Source organism: uncultured Cellulomonas sp. (assembly GCF_947494015.1).
Taxonomy (GTDB): Bacteria; Actinomycetota; Actinomycetes; order Actinomycetales; family Cellulomonadaceae; genus Pengzhenrongella.
Genome location: NZ_CANLTL010000021.1, coordinates 25,521 through 51,205 on the forward strand (window position 1 = coordinate 25,521; position 25,685 = coordinate 51,205).

General features: G+C 76.3%; 15 protein-coding genes. 9 read left to right on the forward strand and 6 right to left on the reverse strand.

What is annotated here, in order from left to right; translation table 11 throughout:
* Positions 1-83: 83 nt before the first annotated feature.
* Both Q0840_RS17940 and glp read right to left on the reverse strand, forming a co-directional pair.
* A complete protein-coding gene (locus Q0840_RS17940) occupies positions 84-701 on the reverse strand; it encodes a GNAT family N-acetyltransferase (protein WP_298462174.1) in 618 nt (205 codons plus the stop codon).
* 3 nt (positions 702-704) lie between these two features.
* Complete coding sequence (glp, locus tag Q0840_RS17945) at positions 705-1,946, reverse strand: gephyrin-like molybdotransferase Glp (protein ID WP_298462177.1); 1,242 nt, start codon at positions 1,944-1,946, stop codon at positions 705-707.
* 217 nt (positions 1,947-2,163) lie between these two features.
* Here glp and Q0840_RS17950 point away from each other — a divergent pair, with 217 nt between their 5' ends.
* A complete protein-coding gene (locus Q0840_RS17950) occupies positions 2,164-2,835 on the forward strand; it encodes a 5-formyltetrahydrofolate cyclo-ligase (RefSeq protein WP_298462180.1) in 672 nt (223 codons plus the stop codon).
* Here Q0840_RS17950 and Q0840_RS17955 read toward each other — a convergent pair.
* Positions 2,819-5,413, reverse strand: coding sequence for a penicillin acylase family protein (locus Q0840_RS17955; RefSeq protein ID WP_298462183.1), 2,595 nt, complete (start codon positions 5,411-5,413; stop codon positions 2,819-2,821). The two genes, Q0840_RS17950 and Q0840_RS17955, sit on opposite strands and share 17 nt — an antisense overlap.
* 149 nt (positions 5,414-5,562) lie before the next feature.
* Between Q0840_RS17955 and Q0840_RS17960 the strand changes: the two genes are divergently transcribed.
* The 3 genes from Q0840_RS17960 (at position 5,563) to mscL (ending at position 7,352) form a co-directional block, all read left to right on the forward strand.
* A complete protein-coding gene (locus tag Q0840_RS17960) occupies positions 5,563-5,919 on the forward strand; it encodes an FmdB family zinc ribbon protein (RefSeq protein WP_298462185.1) in 357 nt (118 codons plus the stop codon).
* 154 nt (positions 5,920-6,073) lie between these two features.
* Positions 6,074-6,835 (forward strand): SAF domain-containing protein, encoded by a 762-nt coding sequence (locus tag Q0840_RS17965; RefSeq protein WP_298462188.1) that lies wholly within the window; start codon positions 6,074-6,076, stop codon positions 6,833-6,835.
* 40 nt (positions 6,836-6,875) lie between these two features.
* Complete coding sequence (gene mscL / locus Q0840_RS17970; RefSeq protein WP_298462191.1) at positions 6,876-7,352, forward strand: large conductance mechanosensitive channel protein MscL; 477 nt, start codon at positions 6,876-6,878, stop codon at positions 7,350-7,352.
* 127 nt (positions 7,353-7,479) lie between these two features.
* On the opposite strand, the gene Q0840_RS17975 is transcribed toward mscL, so the two are convergent.
* Both Q0840_RS17975 and Q0840_RS17980 read right to left on the reverse strand, forming a co-directional pair.
* Positions 7,480-7,803 (reverse strand): hypothetical protein, encoded by a 324-nt coding sequence (locus tag Q0840_RS17975; protein ID WP_298462194.1) that lies wholly within the window; start codon positions 7,801-7,803, stop codon positions 7,480-7,482.
* Positions 7,800-12,950: a hypothetical protein gene (locus Q0840_RS17980; RefSeq protein ID WP_298462221.1), complete on the reverse strand. Its 5,151-nt coding sequence runs from the start codon at positions 12,948-12,950 to the stop codon at positions 7,800-7,802. Before Q0840_RS17980 ends, Q0840_RS17975 begins: the two co-directional genes overlap by 4 nt.
* A 545-nt stretch (positions 12,951-13,495) precedes the next feature.
* Here Q0840_RS17980 and Q0840_RS17985 point away from each other — a divergent pair.
* Together Q0840_RS17985 and Q0840_RS17990 are read left to right on the forward strand one after the other, a co-directional pair.
* A complete protein-coding gene (locus tag Q0840_RS17985) occupies positions 13,496-17,731 on the forward strand; it encodes a S8 family peptidase (protein ID WP_298462196.1) in 4,236 nt (1,411 codons plus the stop codon).
* 141 nt (positions 17,732-17,872) lie between these two features.
* A complete protein-coding gene (locus Q0840_RS17990) occupies positions 17,873-19,258 on the forward strand; it encodes a UTP--glucose-1-phosphate uridylyltransferase (protein WP_298462200.1) in 1,386 nt (461 codons plus the stop codon).
* 39 nt (positions 19,259-19,297) lie between these two features.
* Here Q0840_RS17990 and Q0840_RS17995 read toward each other — a convergent pair whose 3' ends face one another.
* Positions 19,298-22,384 carry a response regulator gene (locus Q0840_RS17995; RefSeq protein ID WP_298462203.1) on the reverse strand — a complete coding sequence of 1,029 codons (3,087 nt, stop codon included), beginning with the start codon at positions 22,382-22,384 and terminating at the stop codon, positions 19,298-19,300.
* Between the two features lie 115 nt (positions 22,385-22,499).
* Between Q0840_RS17995 and Q0840_RS18000 the strand changes: the two genes are divergently transcribed.
* The 3 genes from Q0840_RS18000 (at position 22,500) to Q0840_RS18010 (ending at position 25,487) form a co-directional block, all read left to right on the forward strand.
* Complete coding sequence (locus Q0840_RS18000) at positions 22,500-23,984, forward strand: Cpe/LpqF family protein (protein WP_298462206.1); 1,485 nt, start codon at positions 22,500-22,502, stop codon at positions 23,982-23,984.
* A 139-nt stretch (positions 23,985-24,123) separates the two neighbouring features.
* A complete protein-coding gene (locus tag Q0840_RS18005) occupies positions 24,124-24,534 on the forward strand; it encodes a TIGR03618 family F420-dependent PPOX class oxidoreductase (protein WP_298462209.1) in 411 nt (136 codons plus the stop codon).
* 95 nt (positions 24,535-24,629) lie between these two features.
* Complete coding sequence (locus Q0840_RS18010) at positions 24,630-25,487, forward strand: NAD(P)H-binding protein (protein WP_298462212.1); 858 nt, start codon at positions 24,630-24,632, stop codon at positions 25,485-25,487.
* The last annotated feature ends 198 nt before the right edge of the window (positions 25,488-25,685 follow it).

Here is a 25,685-nt window from a genome sequence, read left to right on the forward strand (position 1 = left end):
GACGGTAGGTGAGGCACCGGGGTCGTCCGGGCACCGCGCGCGGCGTGTCGGCGGGAGAACTACAGCGGTGTGATTCTCGTGGGTCAGTCCCCCGGTGCGGGGCGGGAGGCGCGGGCGGCGTGCCAGCGCGCCAGCAGCCCGTCCGGGACGTCCTCCGTGGTCAGGGCGAAGGTCCGGTGGTCGCGCCAGTGCCCGCCGATGTGCAGGTACCGCTCGCGCAGTCCCTCGTCGCGGAAGCCGAGCTTGTCGACCACCCGCAGGCTCGGGGCGTTCTCGGGCCGGATGTTGACCTCGACCCGGTGCAGCCCCAGCTCGCCGAAGCAGTGGTCCGTGGCCAGCGCGACGGCGGTCGGGATGACCCCCCGGCCGGCCACGTGCTGGGACACCCAGTACCCGATCGACGCCGACCGCAGCGAGCCCAGGGTGATGCTGGAGACGGTGAGCTGGCCGACCAGTCGCTCGTCGAGGTCGACGGCGAACGGCAGCGCGGTCCCCTGCCGCGCCTGGGACGACAGCATCCGGACGAACTCCGCGAACGTCGGGGCCGGTCCCTCGACCGGCACCGGGGACGACGCCTCCCACGGCTCGAGCCAGCGCGCGTTCACCGCCCGCAGCGCGAGCCAGGTCTTGCCGTCGCGCCGGCGCAGCGGGCGCAGCCGGACGTCGCCATCGGTCAGCACCGCCGGCCATCCCGTCGCCACCGGTCAGCCCTCCAGCACGAGGCAGTGGACGTGGTCGCCGGCGCGCACCGAGGTGACGCCCTCGGGGACGACCGCCAGCGCGTTCGCCCGGGACAGCGCCGAGAGCGACACCTCGCCGGGGGCCCCGAGCGGCGTGACCTCGTACCCGGCCTCGGGGCTGCCCACCAGGAGCGCGGGGACGAACTGGCGGATACCGGCCGGTGACGCCCAGCCGTGCGTGGCAGCGGCCGGGACGGACGGCCGGAACAGCTCCGCCCGGCCGGCGATGGCGCGCAGCGCCGGCCGGACGAACACCTCGAACGACACGTGCGCGGCCACCGGGTGCCCGGGCAGGGCGAAGATCGGCACCGCGCCGCTGCCGTGCTCCAGCCCACCGACGGCTCCGAACCCCTGCCGCCGTCCGGGGGTCATGGCCACGTGGTCGAAGCGCACCGTGCCCAGCGGCGCCAGGACGTCCTTGACGGTGTCCCGGTCGGTGTCGCTCAGACCGCCCGTGGTCAGCAGCAGGTCGGCCCGCACGAGCTGGTCCTCGATGGTCTCCCGCAGCCCCGCGCGGTCGTCGCCCACGACGCCGACCCGGATCGCGGACGCGCCGACGTCCCGGACCGCGGTGGCCAGCGCGTGGCTGTTGGCGTCGTGCACCACCCCGGGCGACGCGGGCGACCCCGGCTCGACCAGCTCGTCGCCGACCGACAGGATCACCACCCGCGGCGTGGGGTGCACCCGCACCCGGGCGCGGCCGACGGCAGCGGCCATCGACAGCTGGCGTGCGCCCAGCCGGGTGCCGGCCGGGATCAGCACCTCGCCCGCGGCCGCGTCCACGCCCGCGCGCCGGACGTGCTCGCCGGGTCGCACGGGTCGCGGCACGAGCACCCGCACGGTGCCCCGGTCGGTCTCCTCCAGGGGCAGCACGGCGTCGGCGCCGACCGGCAGGGGCGCACCGGAGGCGACCCGCACCGCCTGCCCGGGGACCAGGCGCAGCGGCGCCGGCGCACCCGCGTGGGCGTCGTGCGCGACCGGCAGGTGCAGCGGCTCGTCCCCCTCGGCGCTGCGCGCAGCGTCGGTGTCCGCGGACGCGACCGCGTACCCGTCGCGCGCCGCCAGCGCGTGCAGCGGCAGGTCCGCGCCCGCGACGACGTCGGCGGCGAGGATGCAGCCGACGGCGTCGTGCAGGGCGACGTCCAGCGGCGCGACCTGCGCGACGGCGTCGAGCACGGCGCCGAGCTGCTCCTGGACCGTCCTCACGCGAAGGCCCCGGCGATGCCCTCGGACGCCGCCGACGCCGGGGAGCGGACGCCGGGGACGGGTCGCGGGCACGGCCGGGGGTCGCCCGGGCCGGCGACCGCGGTGTGGTTCGCCATGGGACCGAAGGCTAGTGGGCGGCGCTGCGGCGCACCGTTCCAGGGTGTGAACCTTCTCGCACCGGCCCCGCCGTGGCGCGGACATGGGCGAGACTGGAGACATGAGCACCGCTGCCCAGCCCTATCCGCTGCCCGCCGGAGGGGGGTACCCGCCGCACGGCGGGGACACGGAGCTCACCCAGGACGCCAAGGAGGCGCTGCGGGCCGCGATCCGGGCTGCGCGCCTGTCCCGGTCCGACCGGCGACGGCAGGAGGCGGCGCTCGCGTTCGCCGACGTGCTCGACACGTTCCCGGGCCTGAGCGACGCCCGGTGCGTCGCCGTCTACGCGTCCCGGCCGACCGAGCCGGACACCGGTCCGCTCCTCGAGCGGCTCGCCGGCCGCGGGGTGCGGGTGCTGCTGCCCGTGCTGGGCGAGGGGTTGCAGCGCGACTGGGCGCCGTACGCCGGGGCGGACGACCTGCTGCAGCGCGCGCCGGGACGGCCGCCCGAGCCGAGCACGCCGGCCCTCGGACCGCTGGCCCTGGCCGAGGCCGACGTCGTGGTGGCGCCGGCCCTGGCCGTGGACACCGGCGGAGCGCGGCTCGGGCAGGGCGGCGGCTGGTACGACCGCGCGCTCGAGCACGCCGCGGCGGACGTCCCCGTGGTCGCGGTCGTGTACGCGGAGGAGGTCTACGACGCGGTCGAGCGCCCGCTGCCGCGCGAGCCGCACGACCGGCTGGTGGACGCCGTCGCCACCCCCGACGGGTGGTCGTGGCTCAGGGCCGCAGGGTGAGCGTCTGGTCCGCGCCGGCCTCGATCGCCTCGGCGGTGAACGGCCACGGGAACGTCCTGCCGGCCGCCCAGTCGTCGAACTGGTCGTCGTAGTGGGTGCTCAGCGGGTGCCCTGAGGCGCCCGTGAGGTTCACCCAGGTCGACCCGTCCAGGTCGGCGAGGTCCACGACCATCCGCATGGACGGCGCCGCGGTCACCTCGTAGGACCCCGAGCCGGCGTCCCAGCTGGTCGCGTTGACGACCGACGACCCGCCGCCCACACCGATCGGGTCGGGGTTGACCAGGTCCCGGACGATCGACGGCACCCCCTCACCGCCGATGACGCCGTGCCGCGGTGCGGCGAGGTGGACCTTGCCCCACTCCCAGTCCGTGGCGTCCTTGCCCATCTCGACCGCCAGCTCCAGCCGGGCCGAGGTCAGCGCCCGCGACAGGATCTCGTCGCGCCCCTCGACCAGGCCGACGGTCGTGCGGTCGTCCCACCACGGGTCGTCGGGCCGCTCGAGCAGCCCGGCGACGACCTGCAGCCACCGGGACCCGCCGGTCGGCTGGGCGGACTCGGGCAGCTCGTCCCAGAACATGAGCTCGAGCAGGGTGGACCACACCGCGGCGAAGTACGCGGCACCCGCTGACCCCTCGCGGGCGACGCCGTCCCAGTCGCGCAGCAGGTCCTGGCCGGCCGCGTCGAACTCCGAGCCCAGCTCGATGCCGAGCAGCGTGTCGACCAGCATGGCCGCGTACGGGTTCGCCTCGTCGAGCTGCAGGGCGTTCATGTCGGCGACGCTGATCTTCTCCCCGGCGGCGATCGCCGCCTCCAGCAGCGTCCGGATCCGCTGGGCGCGGTACCCGTAGTCCCAGTCGCGGGTCAGGAACGGCCCGACGCCTACGGGCTCGACCGCCTGGTTGGCCGCGACGATGAAGCCCTGCGGCGGGTCCTGGACCGCGGGCATCTGGGCGGGCTCGACGTACCCCTGCCACTCGTACCGGCTGTCCCAGCCGGGGCGGGGCCACGAGCCGTCCGCCGGGACCGGCGTCCCCGGGACCGTCTGCCGGATCGGGATGCGCCCGGGAGCCTGGTAGCCGATGTGCCCGTCGGTGGTCGCGTACACGATGTTCTGGGACGGCACGTCGAACAGCCGGGCCGCCTCGGCGATGTCCTGCGCGCCGGCCGCGGTGTTGAAGGCGAACACCGCGTCCGCCGTCCGGCCCGGGGTCAGCGCCGTCCAGCCGAGCGCCACCTCGTAGCTGCCGACGCCGCGCTCCTCGGCCAACGGGCCCACCCGGGCCGCGTACACCTCGGGCAGCACCCCGGAGATGATCGGCCCGTGGGCGGTCGAGCGGACCTCGAGCTCGACGTCCGCCGCGCCGTTGACCTCGATGACCTCGGTGCGGGTCGTGATGGGCTCGCGGACCCCGTCGCGCAGGTAGTCGTCCGCGCCGGTGCGCTCGATGAAGAAGTCGGTGACGTCCGCGCCGAGGTTGGTCAGCCCCCAGGCGAGCTGGGCGTTGTGGCCGATGACCACGCCGGGGAACCCCGCGAAGGAGAACCCCGCGACGTCGAACGGGCACTGGTCGGACACGGTCGCGCAGCGCAGGCCGACCTGCGTCCAGATGCCCGGCGCGGAGATGCTCAGGTGCGGGTCGTTGGCCAGCATCGGCATCCCGGTCGTGGTGTGCTCGCCCGCCACGACCCAGGAGTTCGAGCCGATCCCCTCGCCCTCGCCCACCAGGTGCGGGACGGCCGCCAGCGCGTCGCCCGCCGAGGCCAGGGCGGCCTGCAGCTCCGCCGACGCCAGCTCGGGGGTCGGCGGACCCGCCGGGGCGACGTCGGCCACCGCGGCACCGGTCGAGGCGACCGTGGCCGCGTCCTGCCCGACCGGGGTCAGGATCGGGGCGTTGACGTCGTACGGGTACGACGGGAACAGCTCGTTGACGCGGGCCACGTCGGGCACCGACGCGTACGTGGTCGCGCGGGCGAGCTCCTCGTCGTAGTTGCCGCGAAGGTCCCACGCCATCGCCTTGAGCCACGCGAGGGAGTCGATCGGGTCCCAGGCCTCCGGCCGCTCGACGTCGACCTGCAGACCCAGGACGGTGTACTCGACCGCCAGGGACTCGGGCCGCTTGCCCGCGAGGTAGGCGTTGACGCCCTCGGCGTAGGCGGTCAGGTGGTCCCGGGTGCTCGGGTCGAGGATCTCCCACTCCTGCTCGGCGACGTCGCGCCAGCCGAACGTGCGGATGACCCGGTCCGCCGCGAGCGCGTCGCGGTTGGCACCCACGAGCTCCGACAGCCGGCCGGCCGTGACGTGCCGGCGGTAGTCCATCTCGAAGAACCGGTCCTGCGCGTGGACGAAGCCCTGCGCCCGGAACAGGTCCCGGGTCGACCGGGCGGTGATGGTGGGGACGCCCTGGGCGTCGCGCACGACGGTGACGGCGTCGTCGAGCACGGGCAGGTCCAGCTCGCCGGAGGTCTGCGGCAGTGGCCGGCGCACGACGAGGACGACCGCGATCGACGCGGCCACCAGGGCGAGCACGACGACCGAGGCGACGACGACGGCGAGGCGGGCGGCGCGGCGGCGGGTCACGCTCGGAGACTAACCCGGACCACCGACGCCGGGCGGACCGCCGTCCGCGTCGCGGAGGTCACAGCGCGCCGGGGCGGACGCCCGGTATCGTTGGCACTCGCTTGTCATGAGTGCCAGCCTGTGCTGGTGTCGGCAGAGGAGACGGAACCGTGCCTACCTACCCCTACGCGTGCACGGCGTGCGGCCACGCGTTCGAGGTTCACCAGTCCTTCAGCGACCCCTCGCTCACCGAGTGCCCGGAGTGCTCGGGGCGGCTGCGCAAGGTGTTCTCGAGCGTGGGCGTCGTGTTCAAGGGCTCGGGGTTCTACCGCACCGACTCGCGGTCCGGGTCGAGCTCGACGGTGAAGTCCGGCGGCTCCGACAGTGGGTCGGGCACGTCGGGCGCGGGCGGCTCCGGCAGCACGGGCACGGACACCAAGCCCGCCGCGTCGTCCGGCTCCAACGACTCCTCGTCCACCTCGCCGTCGACGGCGAAGCCGTCCACGCCGGCCGCCGCCAGCAGCTGACCGGTCCCGGCGCGCCGACGCAGCCCGGCGGATGACCGGGGCGCAGGTGGCCCCGGCCGGCAGGCCCGTCCCCGGACGGCCGCGCCGCGCGGCCGTCCACCGTCGGGCGGCGGGTGCGGCCGGGCCGGTCGGTCGCGCCGCCTAGCGTCCGGGCATGAGCGTTCCGCCCGTGCGGCCACCCCGCGGCTTCGGTGACCGGAGCGTGTCGCCGCCTTGGCGCCGCGGTCCGGCGCCGGGCCGGCGCCGGACCGGCGCGCGCGGACCCGGCCGGTGGCGGGTGGTGCTGTGGCGGCTGCGGTTCCCGTTCGCGGCCGCGCTGCTCGGCTGCGCGGTTGCGCTCGCCGTCGCCGAGGTCCGGCCGCCCCCGCCGGTGCGGGTCGCGGTCGTGGTCGCCGCCCGCGCCCTCGAGGCCGGGGTGCCGCTGACCGCGGACGACGTCCGGGTCGCGCGGCTGCCGCCGGAGGCCGCCGCCGACGGCACCCATGCCTCGACCGACGCCGTCCTGGGGCGGGCGCCGGTGCTGGGCCTGCCGGCGGGGCTGCCCGTCGCGGACGCCCTGCTGCACGACGACGACCTGGTCACCGCCGGACCACCCGGCACCGTGGTCGTGCCCGTGCGGCTCGCCGACCCGGGGGTGGCGGCCCTGCTGCGTCCCGGGGACCACGTCGACCTGTTCGCCGCGGCGACCACCGGCGCCGGCGCCCCCGTGGCGGACCGGCTGGCGTCCCGCGCGCTGGTGCTGCCTCAGCCGGCGTCCGACCCTGGATCCGGCGACGACGGCGGCGGGCTGCTCGGCGGGCCGGCGGGCGGATCCGAGGCGGGACCGCTCACCCTGGTCGCGGTCCCGGCGGCCGACGCCTCCGCGCTGGCCGGCGCGTCGGCATGGGCGGGGATCAGCGCGGTCCTGGTGGAATGATCGGCCACCGTCCGACGCCGCCCACCACCAGGAGCCCACCGTGCAGTCGCTGTTCACCGGCTTCAAGGACTTCATCACGCGCGGCAACGTGCTCGAGCTCGCCGTCGCGGTGGTGATCGGGACCGCCTTCACCGCCCTGGTCAACGGCATCGTCGAGGGGCTGCTCAACCCGCTGGTCGCGCTGGTCGCCGGCCGCACCGACATGACCCGCGTCGGTGAGTTCACGGTCAACGACACCACCTTCCAGCCCGGCCTGGCCCTGGACGCGCTGCTGACCTTCCTGCTGGTCTCGGCCGCCGTCTACTTCTTCATCGTGCTGCCGCTCAACCGGCTCGCCGCCGCCCGGGCCCGGGACGACGCCGCCGCACCTCCGGCCCCGACCCCGCCGGACGTCGTCCTGCTGCAGGAGATCCGCGACCTGCTCGCCACCGGTGCCACCCCGCCGGACCCGACGGCGCCCAGCACCGCGGACCACCGGGCGGACGGTCCCGCCGACGGCCCCGCTCACCGACGCTGAGACACGGGGGGACGCCCCCCCACCCCCACCCGGACACCGCGCGTGCCGACCCCGGACCGCTGACCCGGCAGCGCGTCGCCGAGCCCCGCTGCTGACCCGGTCGCACGGCGATCACCACGCCGCGGGGTCACCAGTGGGGCGGGACGTCCCGGCGCAGGCGATCGTCGTTGCTGTCGCCGCCGGGCGGCTGCCGCCACCCGACGTCGGAGTCGTCGGCGGACCGGAGGTCGACCAGCGCGTCGGGCTGGCCGGCGCCCACCCGCACCGCCCGGCGCCGGCCCCGGCCGACCGGCGGCCGGACCGGGGGCGCGGCGCCGCGGTCGACCCCCGCCGCCGGAGCCGGCACGCCGACTGCTCCCTCGTCGCTGCCCCCGGCACCCACCGCGTCGCCCGGCGCGTCGCCCGGCGCAGGAGCGTCGCCCGGCGCGGGAGCGGCGTCATCGGTGGTCACGACAGGGCCCGGCGTGCCGCCCCGGTGACCGCGGCGTCGACGCGCGCGCTGCGTCGGACCAGGCCCAGGTCGGCGCGCAGGGCTGCCGCGAGCTCGGCCTCGTCGCGCTCGACGCCGTCGGACAGGATCCAGGCGGCGAGCTCGTCGAGCTCGTTGTCGCCGTAGGCGGTGATGGGCAGTCCGCGCTCGACCGCCGGACGGGGACCGGCCGGGACGGCGAGCGTCGGCTGCACCGGCGGCGCGGGAGTCCCGACACCCCGCGGCGGGGTCCCGACACCCCGCGGCGGGGTCGCCCCGGCGGCGGGCGACTCGCGTGGACGTCGCCGGCGCAGGCGGTCCGCGCGCATCGCCGCGGCCGGGTCGGCGGGGGCGTCGACCCGGGCGGCGGCGCCCGTGTCGCCGGCCGCCGGCTGCCCGGATCCCGGTCCGGTACCGGTGCGCGGCGCCGGCTTCGCCCACGTGGGCGCGACCGGCGGGGTGACGCCGACCGTCCCCGGCGACTCGTGCAGCAGCGCCCCGCGGTCCGTCGGAGCGGGAACCGGACGCGGGGACGGCTCGCCGTCGTCCCCCGAGGCCGCGCCGGCGGGCAGGGTCCCGCCGGCGACGCCGCGGACGGTCTCCTGCTGGTCGCCCTCGCGCCCTGCGGGCGACCCGGCGCTCGCCTGCGCACCGGGCGGCTCGATCGCCGACGAGGCCGCCGGGTCGCGATCGTCGTCGAGGTGCGGCCGGCCACCGATCGGCTCGGCAGCGGTGTCGGCGGGCGTCACCACGTCGCCCGACGCCGCGGTTGCACCGGCTGCTGGTACCCCTCGGCTCGGCGTGGCGACCGTCTCGTCGTCGGTCTCGCTGCCGAGCTCGACCGCGACCTCGTCGGCGGGCAGGGACGGCTCCGTGCGGCCGGCGGCCGCCGCCACCACCTCGGCCGCGGGCACCCCGGCCACCGGAGCGTCGGCGGTCGGCACCTCTGCGGTCGGCACCTCTGCTGTCGGCACCTCTGCGGTCGGTGCCTCGGCCGGCGGCACGTCGACCACCGGCGCCACGTGCGGCGTCGACCCGGAGTCCACGTCGATCGCCGTCGCGACCCGCAGCGGGCCGCGGGGGGCGGGCGCTCGCTCGGCGAGCCGGGCGCGCACGGCCCGCTCGATCCCGTCGGCCTCGGCCTGCGGGTCGAGGAAGGCCGCCGCCGACCAGACCTGGACGACGGTCCAGCCGAGCCGCTCGAGCCGCTGCGGCACCTGCCGGTCGCGGACCCGGACGCTCGGCTCGGCGACGTACGCCTCGTCGTCGGTCAGGACGGCCACCAGCATCTCGTCGGGCAGGTCCGGGTGGCCGACCGCCAGCGGGATCCGCGTGCTGCCGGCCACGCCGTAGCCGACCTGGACGGTCAGCCCGGCCCGCCACAGCCGCTCGGCCAGGTCGGTGACGAGGCGGTCACCGGTGCCGGACTCCACCGGCCCGGGGCGGCCGGCGACCTCGGGGCTCGCGGCTGCACCGCGCTCCGCGGCGAAGGCGAGCAGGTCGCCGAGCAGCCGCGCACCGGGCCCCCGCAGTCGCTCCGGGTCCAGGTCGGCCACCCGGAAGCAGCTCACCACGGCGAGCCGGTGCCGGGTGGCGCCGAGCGCGTCGAGCAGCATCGCCTCACCACCGGGACCGCTCAGCGGGCCGAAGCGGTGCAGGACGCGCCCGTGCGGGGTGCGGCCGTAGCCCAGCGAGAGGATGACCGCCTCCCGGCGCAGCCCGGCCACGCCGGCGAGGTCGGTCGCGACGAACGGCTCGGGGCGCCGGGCGTCGAAGAACGGCGCCAACGCGGGGTTCGCGCGGACCTCGGCGAGGACGGCCTCACGCACCCGGGCGGCGTGCGCGGCGGACGGGCTGACCACGGCGAGCGACTCCTCGGGCCGGGTCAGCGCGTGCGTGATGACGAGCTCGACGACGTGCTCCACCTCGGCCCGGGTCGACTCGACCGCCCCGGTGACCGGGTCCGGCATGCCCGACCCGTCCACGACGTCCAGGTGGACCAGCGGCGTGGCGTGCGGCAGCGGGGTCGCCTCGAGCACCCCGGCGTACCCGTGGTCGACCAGGAACGCCGTCAGGTACGGGTCCCGCCGGGTCGCGGCCGCGCGCAGGCCGACCCGCGGGAGCACCTCGGCGAGCTCGCGCACCGCCGTCCCGGACGCGCACCGCGGGTCGCCGACGACGACGACCTGGCGCGCCCGGGCGAGCGCGGCCAGCGCCACCTCGAGCGGCAGGTGCTGGACCGCGTCCAGGACCACGACGTCGACCGTGCGGGTCGCGGGCAGCAGCTGCGGGACCAGCATGGGCGAGGCGGCCAGCACGGGCCGCAGGCGGCGGACGAGGTCCGGGTACCGCTCGGTGGTCTCCCGCAGGCTGGTCAGCCGCTCCTCGGCGAGCTCGACGAAGAGCGCGTGCGCCTGCTCACGGTCCGCGCCCAGGGTCTCGGTCATCGCCCGCACCACGCGGCTGCGCACGGGCGCGGACAGGCTCGCGACGTGCTCGCTGTCGAGGCGGCGGAACTCGGCCGCCAGCGCCGTCAGCGCCGCGCCGTCGTACCCGGCCAGCGCCCGGTCGGTGCGCAGCAGCTCGTCGAACACGGTGCTCCACCAGGCGAGCTCGAGCTCGGCGCCCACCAGCCCGGGTGCGACCCGGCGGTGCGCGAGGTCCTCGAGCAGGTCGCCCAGGCCCGCCTCGCGCAGGTGCCGGACCACGGCGGTGCGCTCGGGCAGGGACTCCAGGCTGCGGCGGTCCACCAGCAGCCGCCGCAGCCGGTCGGCGAGGTCGACGAACGGCAGGGTCAGCAGGGCTCCACCGGCGGGCGTGGTCGCCAGCACGCGCGCCACGTGCTCGACGTCGTCGCGCACGACGGCGTACTCGTCCTCGATCTCGGCGAGCCCGTCCGGCAGCCGCGGCCATCCCCCGGCGGGGCAGTGCGCCTGCCAGATCTCACGCTGCTCCTGCACCTGGACCAGGGCGGCGTGCAGGTCCGCGACCGGCCGGCCGGGGCGGACCATGTCCTTGGCCTGCTTGCGCAGCCGACGCCGGTGCAGCCGGCTCATGGTGACCCCGTGCTCGGTGCGCCACGCGCGCGACGCCGTCGCCGCCACGAGGTCCGCCGCCGTCCGCTCGAAGATCATCGGCTGGAACACGTCCAGTGCGCCGCGGATGCCGCTGAGCATCCGCAGCTGCAGGCCCCACTCGGCGACCGACGCCGCCGGGGTGAGGCCCGTCGCCGCGGCGACGTCGCGCACCCGCTCGACGACCGACGCGAGCCCCCCGCCGACGAGGCGCTCGATCCGGGCGACCGTGTCCTGCGCGGCACCCGCCGTGACGAGGTCGGCGTCGAACCATGGGGTTTCGCTGGGGCGCAGGGTGAAGGCGCCCAGCCGCGCGGCCCGGACCAGGTCCACCGCGAGCCGCTCGCGCCGGTCGGCGCCCGCGAGGTCCCGGACCGCCGCCGAGGTGAGCCGGACGGTGGTCTGCGGGGCGGGCCGCGTGGAGGTGAGCCGGGCGAGCGCCTGCAGCGCGTCGTACGGCGAGGCGCCCCACGGCTCACGGACCTCGTGCAGCGCGGACACGTACGCCCGCAGGCGCTCGCGGTGACCCACCAGCTCCCGGCGGACCCCGGCGACGTGCTCGGCGTCGACGGCAGCCGGCTCGAGGTTCATCCCGCTGAGCAGGCGCCGGGTGGTCGCGGTGCGCCAGCCCGGCTCCGGCGCGACGTCCAGCAGCAGATCCTCCACACCGAGGTCGCGCAGGCGCGCACCGAGGGCCGCGGCGGCGCGGCGGTGGCCCGGCACGTAGAGCACGCTGCGGCCGGCCGCAGCGGCGTCGGCCACCACGGCCGCGACGGTGCCCCGCACGTCGCTGCCGGCGGGCGCGTCGATGAACAGGTGGCTGCCGGTCGCCAGCACGTCGAGCACGTGCTGCTGGGCGGGGTCCAGGTCACCGACGCCGCGCTCGTGGTCGGGGTGGCGGTCGCCCACCACGGGGGCCGGCACGGGCCTGGCGACGGCGCGGCGCGCGGCGGCGTCCCCGGCGAGCGCAGCCACCACCTCGTGCCGGTCCAGGGTCGCCGAGTGCTCGTCGAGGTCCTCGACCAGCACGTGCCCGGGATGGACGAACGTGCCCACCAGGAGCCGCTCGCGCAGGCTGAAGTCCTCCAGCACCGCGCCGCCGAGCGCGGCGAGCCGGTCCAGCGCGGGCCGCGGGTCGAACCCCGAGCCCGTGAACGCCCCCCGGGCCAGCGCGGCGGGGTCCAGCAGCGCCCCCCGGGACCGCAGCGCGCGGGCGAGCACGGGGTTGACCTCGAGCGACGGCTCCAGCGTCAGGTCGAGGTCGCTCTCGCCGCTGCCGCGGGGCCGCAGCGCGACGGGTCGCAGCAGGACCGGGGCCCGGACCGTCCGCGGCTCCGGGGACGACGCCGCCGCATCTCCGCTGCCGGCCCCGTCCCCTCCGCCGGTCCCGTCCCCGCCCCCGGTCGCGTCCCCGCCGCCGGCAGCGGTCCCGTCCCCGGCACCCTCGGCGCCGGGCGCACCGGGCGCCTCCACCGCACGGTCGACCGACCCCCCGCGCACGGTGCGCCCGTCCGCGCCCGCGCCACCGGCGGCGGCGTCGTCGTCGGGCCCGAGGTACGGCTCGTCGACCGAGCGTCCCCGGATGACCGAGGCGAGCGCGGCGACGTCGTCGGTGGCGACGTCGGGCGAGGTCCGCTCGGTCCAGGTCGCGACACCGATGGACAGGTACGTCGGGGCGATGCCGTAGCGCTGGGCGTACTCGTCCGCGCGGGACCCGACCGCACGGGCGCGCCGCTTCGCCGTCGAGAGCGCGGCGCCCTCCCGGACGAGGTTGGACAGCCGGGTGTCGCGCCCGGCGAACAGCTGGGCGATGCCCGACGGGTGCGCCGCCGACAGGTCCAGCGGGCCGTCACCGAGGAGGTCGACGTCCGCCAGCGCGGACCCACCCGCCGCCTCGACCAGCGCCGCACGCCAGGCGGCGACCGTGGAGGCGACCAGCTCGGCCGTCGACGGCGGCTCGACCACGACGGGCGTCGCCCCGGTCGGGCTCTCGCCGGGCTGGGGGTCGCTCGGGGCCACGTCGGGTCCCGTGCCGGAGGCGCGCGCGGGAGGGATCACCCGGCAACGCTACCCGTCGCCCGTGGAGCGCCGGTACGGCCCACGCCGGGCCCCCGCGGCCACGCCCGGGTGACGTCGCCGGCCGCCCGGCACGGGGCCGCGGCACGGGGCCGACGCCCGGCAGCGGTCAGCAGGTCGACGCCCGGCGGCGGTCAGCAGGGCGGCGCGCCGGCCGGCGCCGGTCCGGGGGGGCGACACCGCCGGGACCGCCGGCCCCGGGGATCGGGCGCCGGGCCGGACAGAGGAACAGTGCGCACCGCGCAGGGGGCAGGCGGTGCGCACTGTCAGGGACGAGTCTGCGCCGCGAAGGCCACCGGGTCAAACCTCTGGGCCTACACGTTCGGGTGATCGGGCGCACGACACCCGGATGGCGCAGCGGTGAACGGCCGGCGACGGTGACGACCGCCACGGCACGGGTGATGACGGCCGGGCGCCAACTGTCGTGACGCAGGTCAACTGCCGGTATTGACTTCACCCACCCCACCGGCTCAGATGACGGGGCGACCGTCCGGTCGTCCTCTCCGCCTCCTGGGGGATCACCCGTGATTCGAAGGTTTCTCGTCGCGGCTTCTGCCGCCGCCCTGACCCTGGGCCTCGCGCCCGGGGCGTACGCCGCCCTTCCCACCGTGTCGCCCGACGGCGGCGGCGCCGCTCGCAGCGACGCGCTCCTGCGCCTGGCCGACGACGGGGAGCCCGCGCTCTACATCGTCCGGCTCGACGCTCCCGCCGTCGCCACCTACGACGGCGGCATCGCCGGCCTCGCGCCGACCCGCGTGGCCGACGGCGAGCAGCTCGACGCGCAGTCCGCTCCCGTCCGCAGGTACGAGGACTACCTGCTGGCCCAGCAGGCCGAGGTCGTCGAAGCCGCCCAGCAGGAGATCGGACGCGCGCCCCGGGTCGCCTACCAGTACACCCACGCGCTCAACGGGTTCGCGACCGAGCTGACGGTCGACGAGGCCAAGGCCGTCGCCCAGCTGCCCGACGTCGCAGCGGTCACCGTCGACCAGCTGCGCCAGCTGCAGACCGACGTCGGCCCCGAGTGGATCGGCGCACCGGCCCTTTGGGGCCAGCCGACCGACGGCATCCCGGCGGAGATCGACGGGTCGGTGTACGTGGCCGCGGAGCGCCAGCGCGTGCTCGGCGGGACCACCGGCCCGAGCGGCCAGGCGATCGGCGCCAGCCAGACGTACCGCCTGGACCTCGCCGCCGCGGGCGCCACGGTGCCCGCCGGCGCGACCGCCGTCGTGCTCAACGTGACCGCCGCGGGCGCCACCAGCCCGACCTACCTGTCGGTGTGCCCGGCCGGCACCGCCGCGACCGAGTGCGACGACCAGTCCAACCTCAACCCGTACCCGGCCCAGGACATCGCCGCCCAGGTGATCGTCGAGCTGGGCACCGGTGACCTCGCCAACGCAGTGGACATCTACAACGACCGCGGCACGGTCGGGGTCTTCGCCGACCTGGCCGGCTGGTTCGTCGACGCCGGCTCGGCGACCGACGGCGCGCTGCTCGACCCGATCGACCCCACGCGCGTCGTGCAGTTCGAGCCGGTCGGCGCCGGCGAGCTCGTCACCGTGGACCTCGACGACGTCACCACGGTCCCCGAGGGCGCTCGCGCGGTCGCGATGAACCTGACCGGTGCGGCGGTGCAGGGCGACACCTACGTCTCGGCCTGCTCGGGCGGCACGTCGCTCGACGAGTGCCGCCAGACGTCCGTGCTGAACCTCTACCGGGGCACCGACGCGGCGAACTCCACCATCCTGGAGCTCTCCGCGGACAACACGGTCTCCTTCTACAGCGACCGGGCCGCCATCCAGCTCGTGGGCGACGCCCAGGGCTGGTTCGTGGACAGCACGCTCGGCGGCTCCGCGTTCCACCCGACCGCGCCCGTCCGCGTGCTCGACCGCGTCGTCGTCGGCCGCCAGGGCGTGACGACGCTGGACCTGGACGAGCTCGGTGAGGGCGTCGTCGTGCCCGAGGGCACGACCGCCGTCGCGCTGAACCTGACCGCCGCGGGCGGCACGCAGCAGACCTTCCTGTCGGCCTGCCCGGGCGGCACCGCGGTGGCGGTCTGCCGCCAGTCCTCCGTGGTCAACCCCCGCGCCGGCGAGGACCGCGCCAACATGGTGATCGCGCGGGTCAACACCGACGAGAACACCGTCGACTTCTACAACAACGTCGGTGACGTGCTGCTCTACGCCGACCTCGCCGGCTTCTTCACCGCGGTGCCCGGCGGCGAGATCGTCACCACCGGCACCCAGGGCGAGGGCATGATCGCCGGGATCATCGACAGCGGCATCGTCCCGGAGAACCCGTCCTTCGCCGACCGCGTGACCATCGCCGAGGGTGGCGACGGCTACGACCACTCCAACCCGTTCGGCGCCGGCAACTACGTCGGGGTCTGCGACCCGGACAGCGGCGTCTACCTCGAGTCGTTCCCCTGCAACGACAAGCTGATCGGCGCGTGGGACTTCACCACCGACCAGGCGCAGGGCGGCGACTCGCCGCGCGACGACAACGGGCACGGCACCCACACCGCCAGCACGACCGCAGGCAACCGGATCCGGGTGACCACCGAGAGCCTCGAGGAGCCGGCCTTCGTCGCGACCGAGAACATCAAGGGCGTGGCGCCGCACGCGAACGTCATCGCGTACGACGTCTGCGGCATCCCCACCCCGCAGGGCTTCAACCCCGGCTGCTCCACCGCCGCCATCGTCGCCGCCATCAACCAGGCGATCGAGGACGAGGTGCACGTCATCAACTACTCCATCGGCGGCGGCAGCTCCGACCCGTGGGGCGACCCGGACGCGCTGGCGTTCCTCAGCGCCCGCACCGCCGGGATCTTCGTGGCCACCTCGGCCGGGAACTCCGGCCCGGGCGCCTCGACGGTCGGCTCGCCCGGTGAGGCCCCGTGGATGACGTCGGTGGGCGCGACCACGCACAACCGCGAGTGGCAGAACACCGTCCAGGACATCACCGCCGCCGACGGCGAGTCGCTCGACCCCATCCAGGGCAAGGGCTTCAGCTCGGGCACCGAGGTGCTGCCCCTGGTCTACGCCGGTGACGCACCGTGGGAGAACCCGCTGTGCATCGCCGACCAGTTCGACGAGGGCACCTCGTTCGAGGGTCAGATCGTGGTCTGCGACCGCGGGACGACCGGCCGGGTCGAGAAGGGCCAGGTCGTGGCCGCCCTCGACGCGGCGGGCATGATCCTCGCCAACGACGAGGCCAGCGGGGCATCCGTCAACGGCGACCCGCACGCCCTGCCGGCGGTCAACATCTCCTACGAGGCCGGGGTCGAGCTCAAGACCTGGATGGCCGAGGTGGAGGGCGAGACCGCCGCCATCTCGGGCGCCGTGCGGGTCGTGGCCGACGAGCTGGGTGACCGGCAGGCCGGGTTCTCCAGCCGCGGCCCGAACCTGCGGTCGGACACGCTCGTCCCGAGCCTGTCCGCTCCCGGCGTCGACATCCTCGCCGCCAACGGCAGCGGGGACGACGTGCAGTGGGGCTTCATCTCCGGCACGTCCATGGCTAGCCCGCACGTTGCCGGGGCCGGTCTGCTGATGAAGGACCTGCACCCGGGCTGGGAGCCGGCGGAGATCGAGTCCGCCCTCATGACGACGGCCGACACGACCGTCATCGACATCGACCGGACCCCTGCCGACTGGTTCGACATGGGGGCCGGCCGGGTGGACCTGACCCGGGCCCGCGACGCGGGTGTCGTGCTCAACGAGAACACCACCGACTACCTGGCGGCGGACCCGCTGGCCGGGGGTGACTCCTCGACGCTGAACCTGGCGAGCATGACGCAGGGCGCGTGCGTGGTGACCTGCACCTGGGAGCGGATCCTGACCGCGACCGAGACCGGGGTCGGCACCTGGACGGCCGAGGGCGTGGCCGTGTCCGAGGGCATCGACATCACGGTCGAGCCGGCCACCTTCACCTTCGACCGGCCCGACCGGACCCAGGTGATCACGGTGACGGCGAACGTCGCCGACGCCGAGCTGGGCGCGTACGCGTTCGGCGCGGTGGTCCTGACCCCGCCGCAGGGGTCGATCGCCCCGGCGGCGCACCTGCCGGTGTCGGCGTTCTCGTCCAACGTGGCCCTGTCGGACGAGCTCGTGGTGCCGGACGCCGAGGAGTCGGGCACGGCGATGACCGACCCGATCCGCAGCGCCTTCGACGTCACCGACCTGCAGGCCGAGGTGACCGGGCTCGTCCGGGGCACCGAGACCGAGCTGAGCATCGAGCAGGACCCGACGACCGACGACGCGTTCGACAGCGACGCCGGCACCGAGGTCACGCTGGTCGACGTACCGGAGGGGGCGACGCGCTTCGTCGCGTCGCTGCAGGACCCGACCGCTCCGGACTTCGACCTGTACGTCGGGACCGGGACGGAGCCCAGCGAGGACACCACCGTGTGCGTCAGCGCGGCCGGTGGGTCCCTGGAGGAGTGCGACTTCGTCCCGGAGGAGGGCGGCCAGTACTGGGTCCTGGTCCAGAACTGGGAGGCCAGCGAGGCCGGTGAGGACACCGTCACGCTGATCACCGCCACGACCGTCGAGGACGAGGGCAACCTCACCGTCGGCGACCCCGTGCCGGCTGAGCCGGTGGAGGCCGGGACCGAGTTCACCGTGCCGGTGACCTGGACCGGCCTGACCGAGCCGGGGCAGTGGTACGCCACGGTGACCCTCGGCACCAACGCGGACGACCCGGACGACATCGGGACGTTCTTCGTGACGATCGACCGCCAGGAGGACGACCCCGCGGGGAGCTGAGTCCTCCCGCACCACCAGCAGGCGAGGGGCGCCGGTCACCGACCGGCGCCCCTCGGCGCGTCCGGGGGGCGGCCGGGCGGGCGGGCCGGGCGGGCCGGGCGGGCGGGCCGGGTGTGGGCGTGCGCCCTACGATCGGGTCCCATGAGCGCAGACGGACTGGCCCGTGCCCGGCACAAGATGCAGAGCGCGGGGGTGGCGCCGACCGCGATCGACGTCTTCGCACGCTTCTACGGGCTGCTCGAGTCCGGGGAGACCGGGACCATCGCGGAGTCCGACGTCACCCCGCTGACCGAGGCGCCGCGGCTGGCCGACCTCGACGTCGACGAGGACGCCGGACGCCAGGCCCTCGCGCAGACGGCCGTGATCAAGCTCAACGGCGGCCTGGGCACCTCGATGGGGATGGACCGGGCGAAGTCGCTGCTGAGGGTGCGCGGCGACCGGACCTTCCTCGACGTCATCGCCCAGGGCGTCCTCGCGGCCCGCGCCGCGACCGGGGCCCGGCTGCCGCTGGTCCTGATGAACAGCTTCCGCACCCAGGACGACACCCTCGCGGCGCTGGCCGCCTACCCCGGGCTGGCGACCGACGGGCTGCCGCTGGACTTCCTGCAGAACCGTGAGCCCAAGCTCCGCGCGGATGATCTGACCCCAGTCGAGTGGCCGGCCGATCCGGGACTGGAATGGTGCCCGCCCGGACACGGGGACCTCTACACGGCGCTGCACGCCTCCGGGACGCTCGGGCGCCTGCTGGACGCGGGGTTCCGCTACGCGTCGGTGTCCAACTCCGACAACCTCGGCGCGACGCCGGACGCCCGGATCGCCGGGTGGTTCGCCGGGACGGGCGCCCCGTTCGCGGCGGAGGTCGCGCGCCGCACCCCCGCCGACCGCAAGGGCGGGCACCTCGTGCGCCGTGCCACCGACGGCCGGATCGTCCTGCGCGAGACCGCGCAGACCCTGCCCCAGGACGCCGACGCCGCGGCCGACATCACCAAGCACCCCTACTTCAACACCAACAACCTGTGGCTGGACCTGCGCGCGCTCGCCGACGAGCTGGACCGCACCGGCGGCGTGCTGCACCTGCCGCTGATCCGCAACGACAAGACCGTGGACCCCACGGACGCGTCCTCGACGCCCGTGGTGCAGATCGAGTCCGCGATGGGCGCCGCCATCGAGGTGTTCGACGGCGCCGCGGTGCTCGAGGTGGACCGCTCCCGCTTCCTGCCGGTCAAGACCACCAGCGACCTGCTGCTGCTGCGGTCCGACGTCTACCGGTCCACGCCGGAGCACCGGCTGGTCGCCGAGGTCCCGGCGCCGCTGGTGACGCTGTCCGGGGCGTACAAGACGGTGGCCGCGTTCGACGCACGCCTGCCGCACACCCCGTCCCTGCGCGAGGCGACCTCGTTCACGGTCGACGGCGACTGGACCTTCGGCCGCGACGTCACGGTCACCGGCGACGCCCGGCTGGCCGACGCCTCGGGCACCGCCCGGGTGCCCGACGGCGCCCGGGTCGGCCCCGACGGCGTGGCCTGACCTCCGCGCCCGGACGTCTCGCCCGGGCGTCGCGCGGGGTCAGCTCGGCGCGCCGGTGGGCACCGGACCGGGACCTGCCGGGTGCCGCTGCGCACGTGGCACGTCGAGCTCGGCCGCGAGCGCCGACACGATCGGCGACACCACGGCGAGCTCGGCGGCGGCGGCGTCCAGCACCGCCGGCAGGCCGGCGGTGGTGCCGCGGCGCCCGTGGCCCTCGACCGTCTCGCACAGCGCGGCCAGCCGGTCGACGCCGAGGTTGAGGGCGGCGCCCTTGAGGCTGTGCGCCACCCGCTCGAGGGTGTCGCGGTCCCCGGTCGCGGCCGCCGCGCGCAGGTCGGTCAGGTGCTGGGGGGCGCGGCGCAGGAACGAGCGCAGCAGCGTCGCGAGCAGCGCGTCGTCGTCCGGGAAGTCGGGATGCCCCAGGTCGGCCAGGCGGACCCGGACCGCCTGCTCCCGCTCGGCACGGCCGTCCGCGGGCGACGGGGCCGGGCCGGCCGGGCCGGCCGGATCGACCGGATCGACCGGATCGACCAGGTCGGCCGGTGGCCGCGGCGACGGGACGGCGGTGACCACCGGGAGGTCGGCACCGGCCCGCCGCCCGGCCTCGGCGACGACGGCGTGCAGGTCCTGGCGACGCACGGGCTTGGCGAGGAAGCCGTCCATGCCGGCCTCGCGGCAGGCGGTGCGGTCCTCGACCATCGCGTTGGCGGTCATCGCCGCGATGTACGGGCGACGTCCTGCCGGCGACTGCTCGCGGATCCGGCGGGTCGCCTCGAGGCCGTCCATGCGGGGCATCTGCATGTCCATGAGCACCAGGTCGTACGCGGTGCGGCGCGCGGCCCGGACCGCCGCGGCGCCGTCGGCGACGATGTCGACCGCCAGGCCCATCCCGGCCAGCATGAGCTGGGCGACCCGCTGGTTGGTCGGGTTGTCCTCCGCCAGCAGGATCCGCACCCCCGCGCCCGGGGTGCGGGGCGTGCGGTCGGCGTCCGGGCCGGGTCCGCCGGCGGCCAGGCCCCGGACGGCGTGGGCGGTGGCGCCCAGGGCCAGCGCCAGCTCGCGGCGCAGCGCGTCGCTGCGGACCGGCTTGAGCAGCGCCCCGGCGAACAGGTCGCGGTGCCCGGGGTCCGGACGCCACGCCAGGCTGGTCAGCAGCACGAGCGGCATGCGCCGCGCACCGGGCAGCACGTGCAGCGCGACGCCGAGCTGCTCGCCGTCCATGACCGGCATGTGCAGGTCGAGCACCGCGATGTCGAACGTCGCCCCGGACGCCACCAGCGCCAGCGCCCGCTGCGGCGAGTCGACGGAGGTGCACCGCATGCCCCACCGCTCGAGCTGCGACTGCAGCACCCGACGGTTGTGGGAGTTGTCGTCGACGACGAGCACCGAGCGTCCCTCGAGCGCGCGCTGCTGGGTCGCGGCGTCCGCCTCCTGCGGACCGTCGGCCGCGGGCCCGAGCGGGCCCAGCGACGCGACGTGCACCCGGGCGGTGACCGTGAAGGTCGACCCGGCGCCGGGTGCGCTGACGACCGTGACGTCGCCCCCCATCGCCCGGGCGAGCCGGCGGCTGATCGCCAGGCCCAGACCGGTCCCGCCGTAGCGGCGGGTCGTGGAGGTGTCCGCCTGGGTGAAGGGCCGGAACAGCCGCGGCAGGGCCTGCGGTGCGATGCCGATCCCCGTGTCCTGCACGTCCACCCGCAGCACCAGGGCGCCCGGGTCCGCCGGCGCCGCGGCGAGGGCCGACCCGGCGTCGGGCCCGGCGTCGGACTCGCCGCCCGACGCCGCGTCGCACGTCCGGCCACCGGCCGGGGCGTCGGGGGTGTCGTCCGGCGCCGGCACGACACCCACGGTCACGACGACCTCGCCGTCGGGGGTGAACTTCACGGCGTTGTTGAGCAGGTTGACGAAGATCTGCCGGAGCCGGGTGACGTCGCCACGCAGCACCACGGGGACGTCGGCGGCCACGTCCAGGACGAGCTCGAGCCCCTTCTCGCCGGCCGGCATCGCGACGAGCCCGAGCGCACCCTCGAGGCAGCTGCGCACGTCGAACGGCTCGTCGTCGAGCTCGAGCGCGCCGGACTCGATCTTCGAGAAGTCGAGGATGTCGTTGATGATCGACATCAGGCCGTCGCCGCTGTCGTGCACGATGCGGGTGTAGTCGCGCTGCTCCGCGGTCAGGTCCGTCTCCAGGAGCAGCTCGGTCATCCCGATGACGGCGTTCATCGGGGTGCGGATCTCGTGGCTCATCGCGGCGAGGAACGACGACTTCGCCGCGGTGGCGGACACCGCCTGGTCCCGGGCGTGCGCGATCGTCTCCACCGACCGGTTCACCGCGGCCGCCATCTGCGCGAGCTCGCGCGGGCCGCGCACCCGCGCGGGCCGGCTGAGGTCGCCCTGGTCGATGCGCAGCGCGGCGGCCGTCACCCGGCGCACCGGCACGATGAGCGCGCGGCTGACCGCGAACCCCACGGACACCACCAGCGCGGCACCGCCGAGCACGAGCCCGGCGATCAGCAGCCGGGTGCGGGCGGCGGTCGCGGCGCTGGCGGCGAGCCGCTGGTCGAGGAGCCGCTGCTCCTCCTCCTGCATTGCGCGCAGGTGCCCGCGGACCGTGTCCATGTCGCGCGCGCCCTGCCCGGTCTCCACAGAGGCGACGGCGGCGTCCAGCCCGTGCAGCCGCCGGGCGTCGATCGTGAGGTCGAGCAGCCGCAGCCGGTCCTGCAGGGGGGCGCCCATGGCCACCAGCGTGCGCGCCTGGCGGGGGTTGTCGCTGGTCAGCTCGGCGAGTCGCGCGAGCCGGAGCGGGATGGCGGGGACGGCGGCGTCGTAGGGGGTCAGGTAGGAGGGGTCGCCGGTGAGCAGGTACCCGCGCTGGCTGGTCTCGGCGGCGTACAGCAGCTCCTGGACGGCACCGATCTCGGCGAGCACCTCGTAGGTGTGCAGCACGGGCCTGTACTCGTCGGTGAGGTCGCCGATCTGGGTGAAGGCGATGCTGCCGACCGCGAGCAGGCCTGCCAGGGCGAGCGAGAAGCCGGCGGCCAGCACGTGCCGGACCGTCCAGCGGGTGGTGCCGGTCGCCGGTGCCGGTGGACCGGTCACGACGTCGCCGGAGAGCGCGTCGGGCATGTCCGTCCTCTCGGTCTGCGGCGCGCGGGCAGTTCGCCTCCCCTATCGGCACCGCGGCCGGGACACTGAGGCGGCACGACCCGCCCGTGCCGAACCCGACACCCGAGAGGTGCCCATGGCCGCCGCCGACCCGGACCCCGCCCCGTCGCGACCACCGGCGCACCCCGTGCTGCCGGCGCCGCCGGGACGACGACGCCGACGTCCCGGCGACCGGGTCCCGCACGCCCGGGTCGCGGTCGTGGTGGGCCTGGTGACGCTCGGCGTCGCGGGCTGCTCGGGGCCGTCGTCGCCCGCGGAGCCGTCCTCCCCCGGTGCCGTGACCGCCAGCCCCGGGGCGTCCGCCGTCGCGCTGCCGGACGACGCCGCCGGCCGCCAGGCGCGGTGGGTGCTGGACCAGCTGGCACCGGGCGCGCAGCCCTCGGAGGCCGACGTGAGCGAGCGGTTCGGCGCCGAGTTCGTGGCGAGCGTCCCACCGGCGCGGCTGCTGGAGATCGTCGACGGGCTGCGCGCCGCGGGACCGTGGACGGCGACCGAGGTGCGGTCGTCGTCGTCGGGGGTCGCGGTCCGGCTCGCGGGCCCGGACGGCGACCTGCTCATGGAGCTCGGTGTGGACGCGGCCGGCCGCGTCGCCGGGCTGCTGTTCTCCGAGCCCGCGCCGCCGCGCGACCCCGCCGCGTCCTGGGAGGACCTGCTCGAGGAGGTCCGCGAGCTCCCGGCGCAGACGTCGTTCCTGGTCGCCGCGGTCCAGGACGGCGCGTGCGTCCCCGTCGCCGGGACGCCCGCCGGGTCGGCGCCGGACGCCGCGCTGCCGATCGGCTCGATGGTGAAGCTGTACGTCCTGGGCGCCGTCGTGGACGCCGTCGGCCGTGGGGACCTGACATGGGACACCGAGCTCACCGTGACCCACGCCGTCCGGTCGCTGCCGTCCGGCGAGCTGCAGGACGCACCGACCGGCACCGTCGTGACCGTGCGGGAGTCGGCCGAGAAGATGATCGCGATCAGCGACAACACGGCCACGGACCTGCTGGTGCAGGCCGTCGGCCGGGACCGGGTGGAGGCCGCCGTCGCCGACATGGGGCACAGCGACCCCGGTGCGCTCGTGCCGCTGCCGACCACCCGCGAGCTGTTCTGGCTCGGGTGGGGCGGTGGCGCGCAGCTGCGCGAGCGGTGGCGGGAGGCCGACACCGCCGGCCGACGGGCGATCCTCTCCGAGCTGCCCGAGGGTCCGCTGCGGGTGGACACCGCGGCGCTGCCGTCCACCGCGGTGTGGCCGGACGGCGTCGACTGGACGGCGACGGCGACGGACCTGTGCGCGGCGCACGTGGCGCTGGCCGAGCGCGCCGGCACCCCGCACGGGGCTCCGGTGACCGACGTCCTCACCGCGAACCCCGGCATCGAGGTCGACCCGGCACGGTGGCCGTCGGTGGCGTTCAAGGGCGGCAGCTCGACCGGGACCATGGGCGGCTCGTGGGCCGCGCGGGACGCCGACGGAGACCTGACCGTCGTCGTCCTGCAGACCGCCGCCGAGGAGGTCGCCGACGCGGTCGCAGCCGGGACGATGGTGGGGATCGCGCAGGACGCGTTCCGGCTCGTGGACTGACGGCGACGCGCACCGCGCACCCGGGCGCCCCGGGCGGCGCCCGCACGCCCGCGCCGCCGAGCGCCGCGGACGGCGCACTTGCGCGGGCGCCGATGTGCGCGACCGTGGACCCCTCGTCCCGCCGACCCCGGAGGTCCCCGTGCCCGTCCCGCCCCTGCCCGACGACGTCGCCGCCCTGCTCGCCCGCCCGAACCCGGCCGTGATGGCGACGGTCGCCGCCGACGGCCGACCGGTCACCGTCGCCACCTGGTACCTGCTCGAGGACGACGGCACCGTGCTGCTCAACCTCGACGGCGGGCGGGCGCGCCTGGCCCACCTGCACCGGGACCCCCGGGTCTCGCTGACCGCACTGGCCGAGGGCGACTGGTACACCCACGTCAGCGTCCAGGGCACGGTCGTGTCGGTCACCGACGACGGCGACCTGGCCGACATCGACCGTCTGTCGATCCACTACACCGGCCACCCGTACCCCAACCGGGACCGGCCCCGGGTCAGCGTGCGGGTCCGCGTCGACCGCTGGCACGGCTGGGGCGCGGCTGCGCAGGGCTGACACCTCACCGCCGGCGACGGCCCGGAACACGGCGCCGTCGCGCCGGGTTGTCGTCGGACGTCACCCTGACTGTCCCGACCAGCACTGGAGCACCCATGCCGACGTACGCCGTCACCGGAGCCAGCGGCCACCTGGGCCGCCTCGTCATCGAGAGCCTGCTGGCCCGCGGGGTGGGGGCGGACGACGTCGTCGCCGTCGTCCGGACGCCCGCGAAGGTCGCCGACCTGGCCGACCGCGGCGTCGTCGTCCGCGAGGGCGACTACTCCCGCCCGGACACCCTCGGGCCGGCCCTGGACGGCGTGCGCCGCGTGCTGCTGATCTCGGGCGACGAGGTCGGGCAGCGGGTCGGGCAGCACAGCGCGGTCGTCGCGGCCGCCCGGGCGGCCGGCGTCGAGCGGATCGCGTACACGAGCATCCTGCGCGCGGACACCACCGAGAACCCGCTCGCACCGGACCACCGGGCCACCGAGGAGGTGCTGCGCTCGTCCGGCCTGCCGTTCACCGTGCTGCGCAACGGCTGGTACACCGAGAACTACACCGACCAGCTCCCCCGGTACCTCGAGCAGGGGGAGATCGTGGGGGCCGCCGGCTCCGGACGGGTCTCGGCGGCCCCCCGCGCCGACTACGCCGAGGCTGCGGCTGCGGCGCTGGTCGGCGACGCCGACGGTGACGTCGTCCTGGAGCTCGGCGGCCCGGCGTTCACCTTCGCCGAGCTGGCCGCGACCGTCAGCGAGGCCGGCGGGCGACCGGTCACCCACCGGGCGCTGGCGACCGACGAGTTCGCCGCGACGCTGGAGTCCGCCGGCCTGGACGCCGGCACGGCCGCGTTCGTGGCGTCGCTCGACGAGGCGATCGCGCGCGGGGACCTCGAGACGGACAGCGACGACCTCGCCCGCCTCCTGGGCCGGGCCCCGACGTCCCTCGAGCAGGCCGTCCGCGCCGCCCTCGCCTGATCCCCACCCCACCCAGCCACGTCCGTACGCGCCGAGTGCGGCGGGGTGAGGGCGGCCGTCCGGGGCCGAGTGCGACGTTGTCGACCGTTCGGCTCGCTCCAACGGTCCAGCACGTCGCACTCGGCGGGGTGAGGGCGGCCGTCCGGGGCCGAGTGCGACGTTGTCGACCGTTCGGCTCGCTCCAACGGTCCAGCACGT

Coding starts and splice junctions, on each gene's coding strand:
- Q0840_RS18010 (WP_298462212.1), top strand. CDS start 24,630: ATGCCGACGTACGCCGTCACCGGAGCCAGCGGCCACCTGGGCCGCCTC.
- Q0840_RS17990 (WP_298462200.1), top strand. CDS start 17,873: ATGAGCGCAGACGGACTGGCCCGTGCCCGGCACAAGATGCAGAGCGCG.
- Q0840_RS17995 (WP_298462203.1), bottom strand. CDS start 22,384: ATGCCCGACGCGCTCTCCGGCGACGTCGTGACCGGTCCACCGGCACCG.
- Q0840_RS17965 (WP_298462188.1), top strand. CDS start 6,074: ATGAGCGTTCCGCCCGTGCGGCCACCCCGCGGCTTCGGTGACCGGAGC.
- Q0840_RS18000 (WP_298462206.1), top strand. CDS start 22,500: ATGGCCGCCGCCGACCCGGACCCCGCCCCGTCGCGACCACCGGCGCAC.
- Q0840_RS17950 (WP_298462180.1), top strand. CDS start 2,164: ATGAGCACCGCTGCCCAGCCCTATCCGCTGCCCGCCGGAGGGGGGTAC.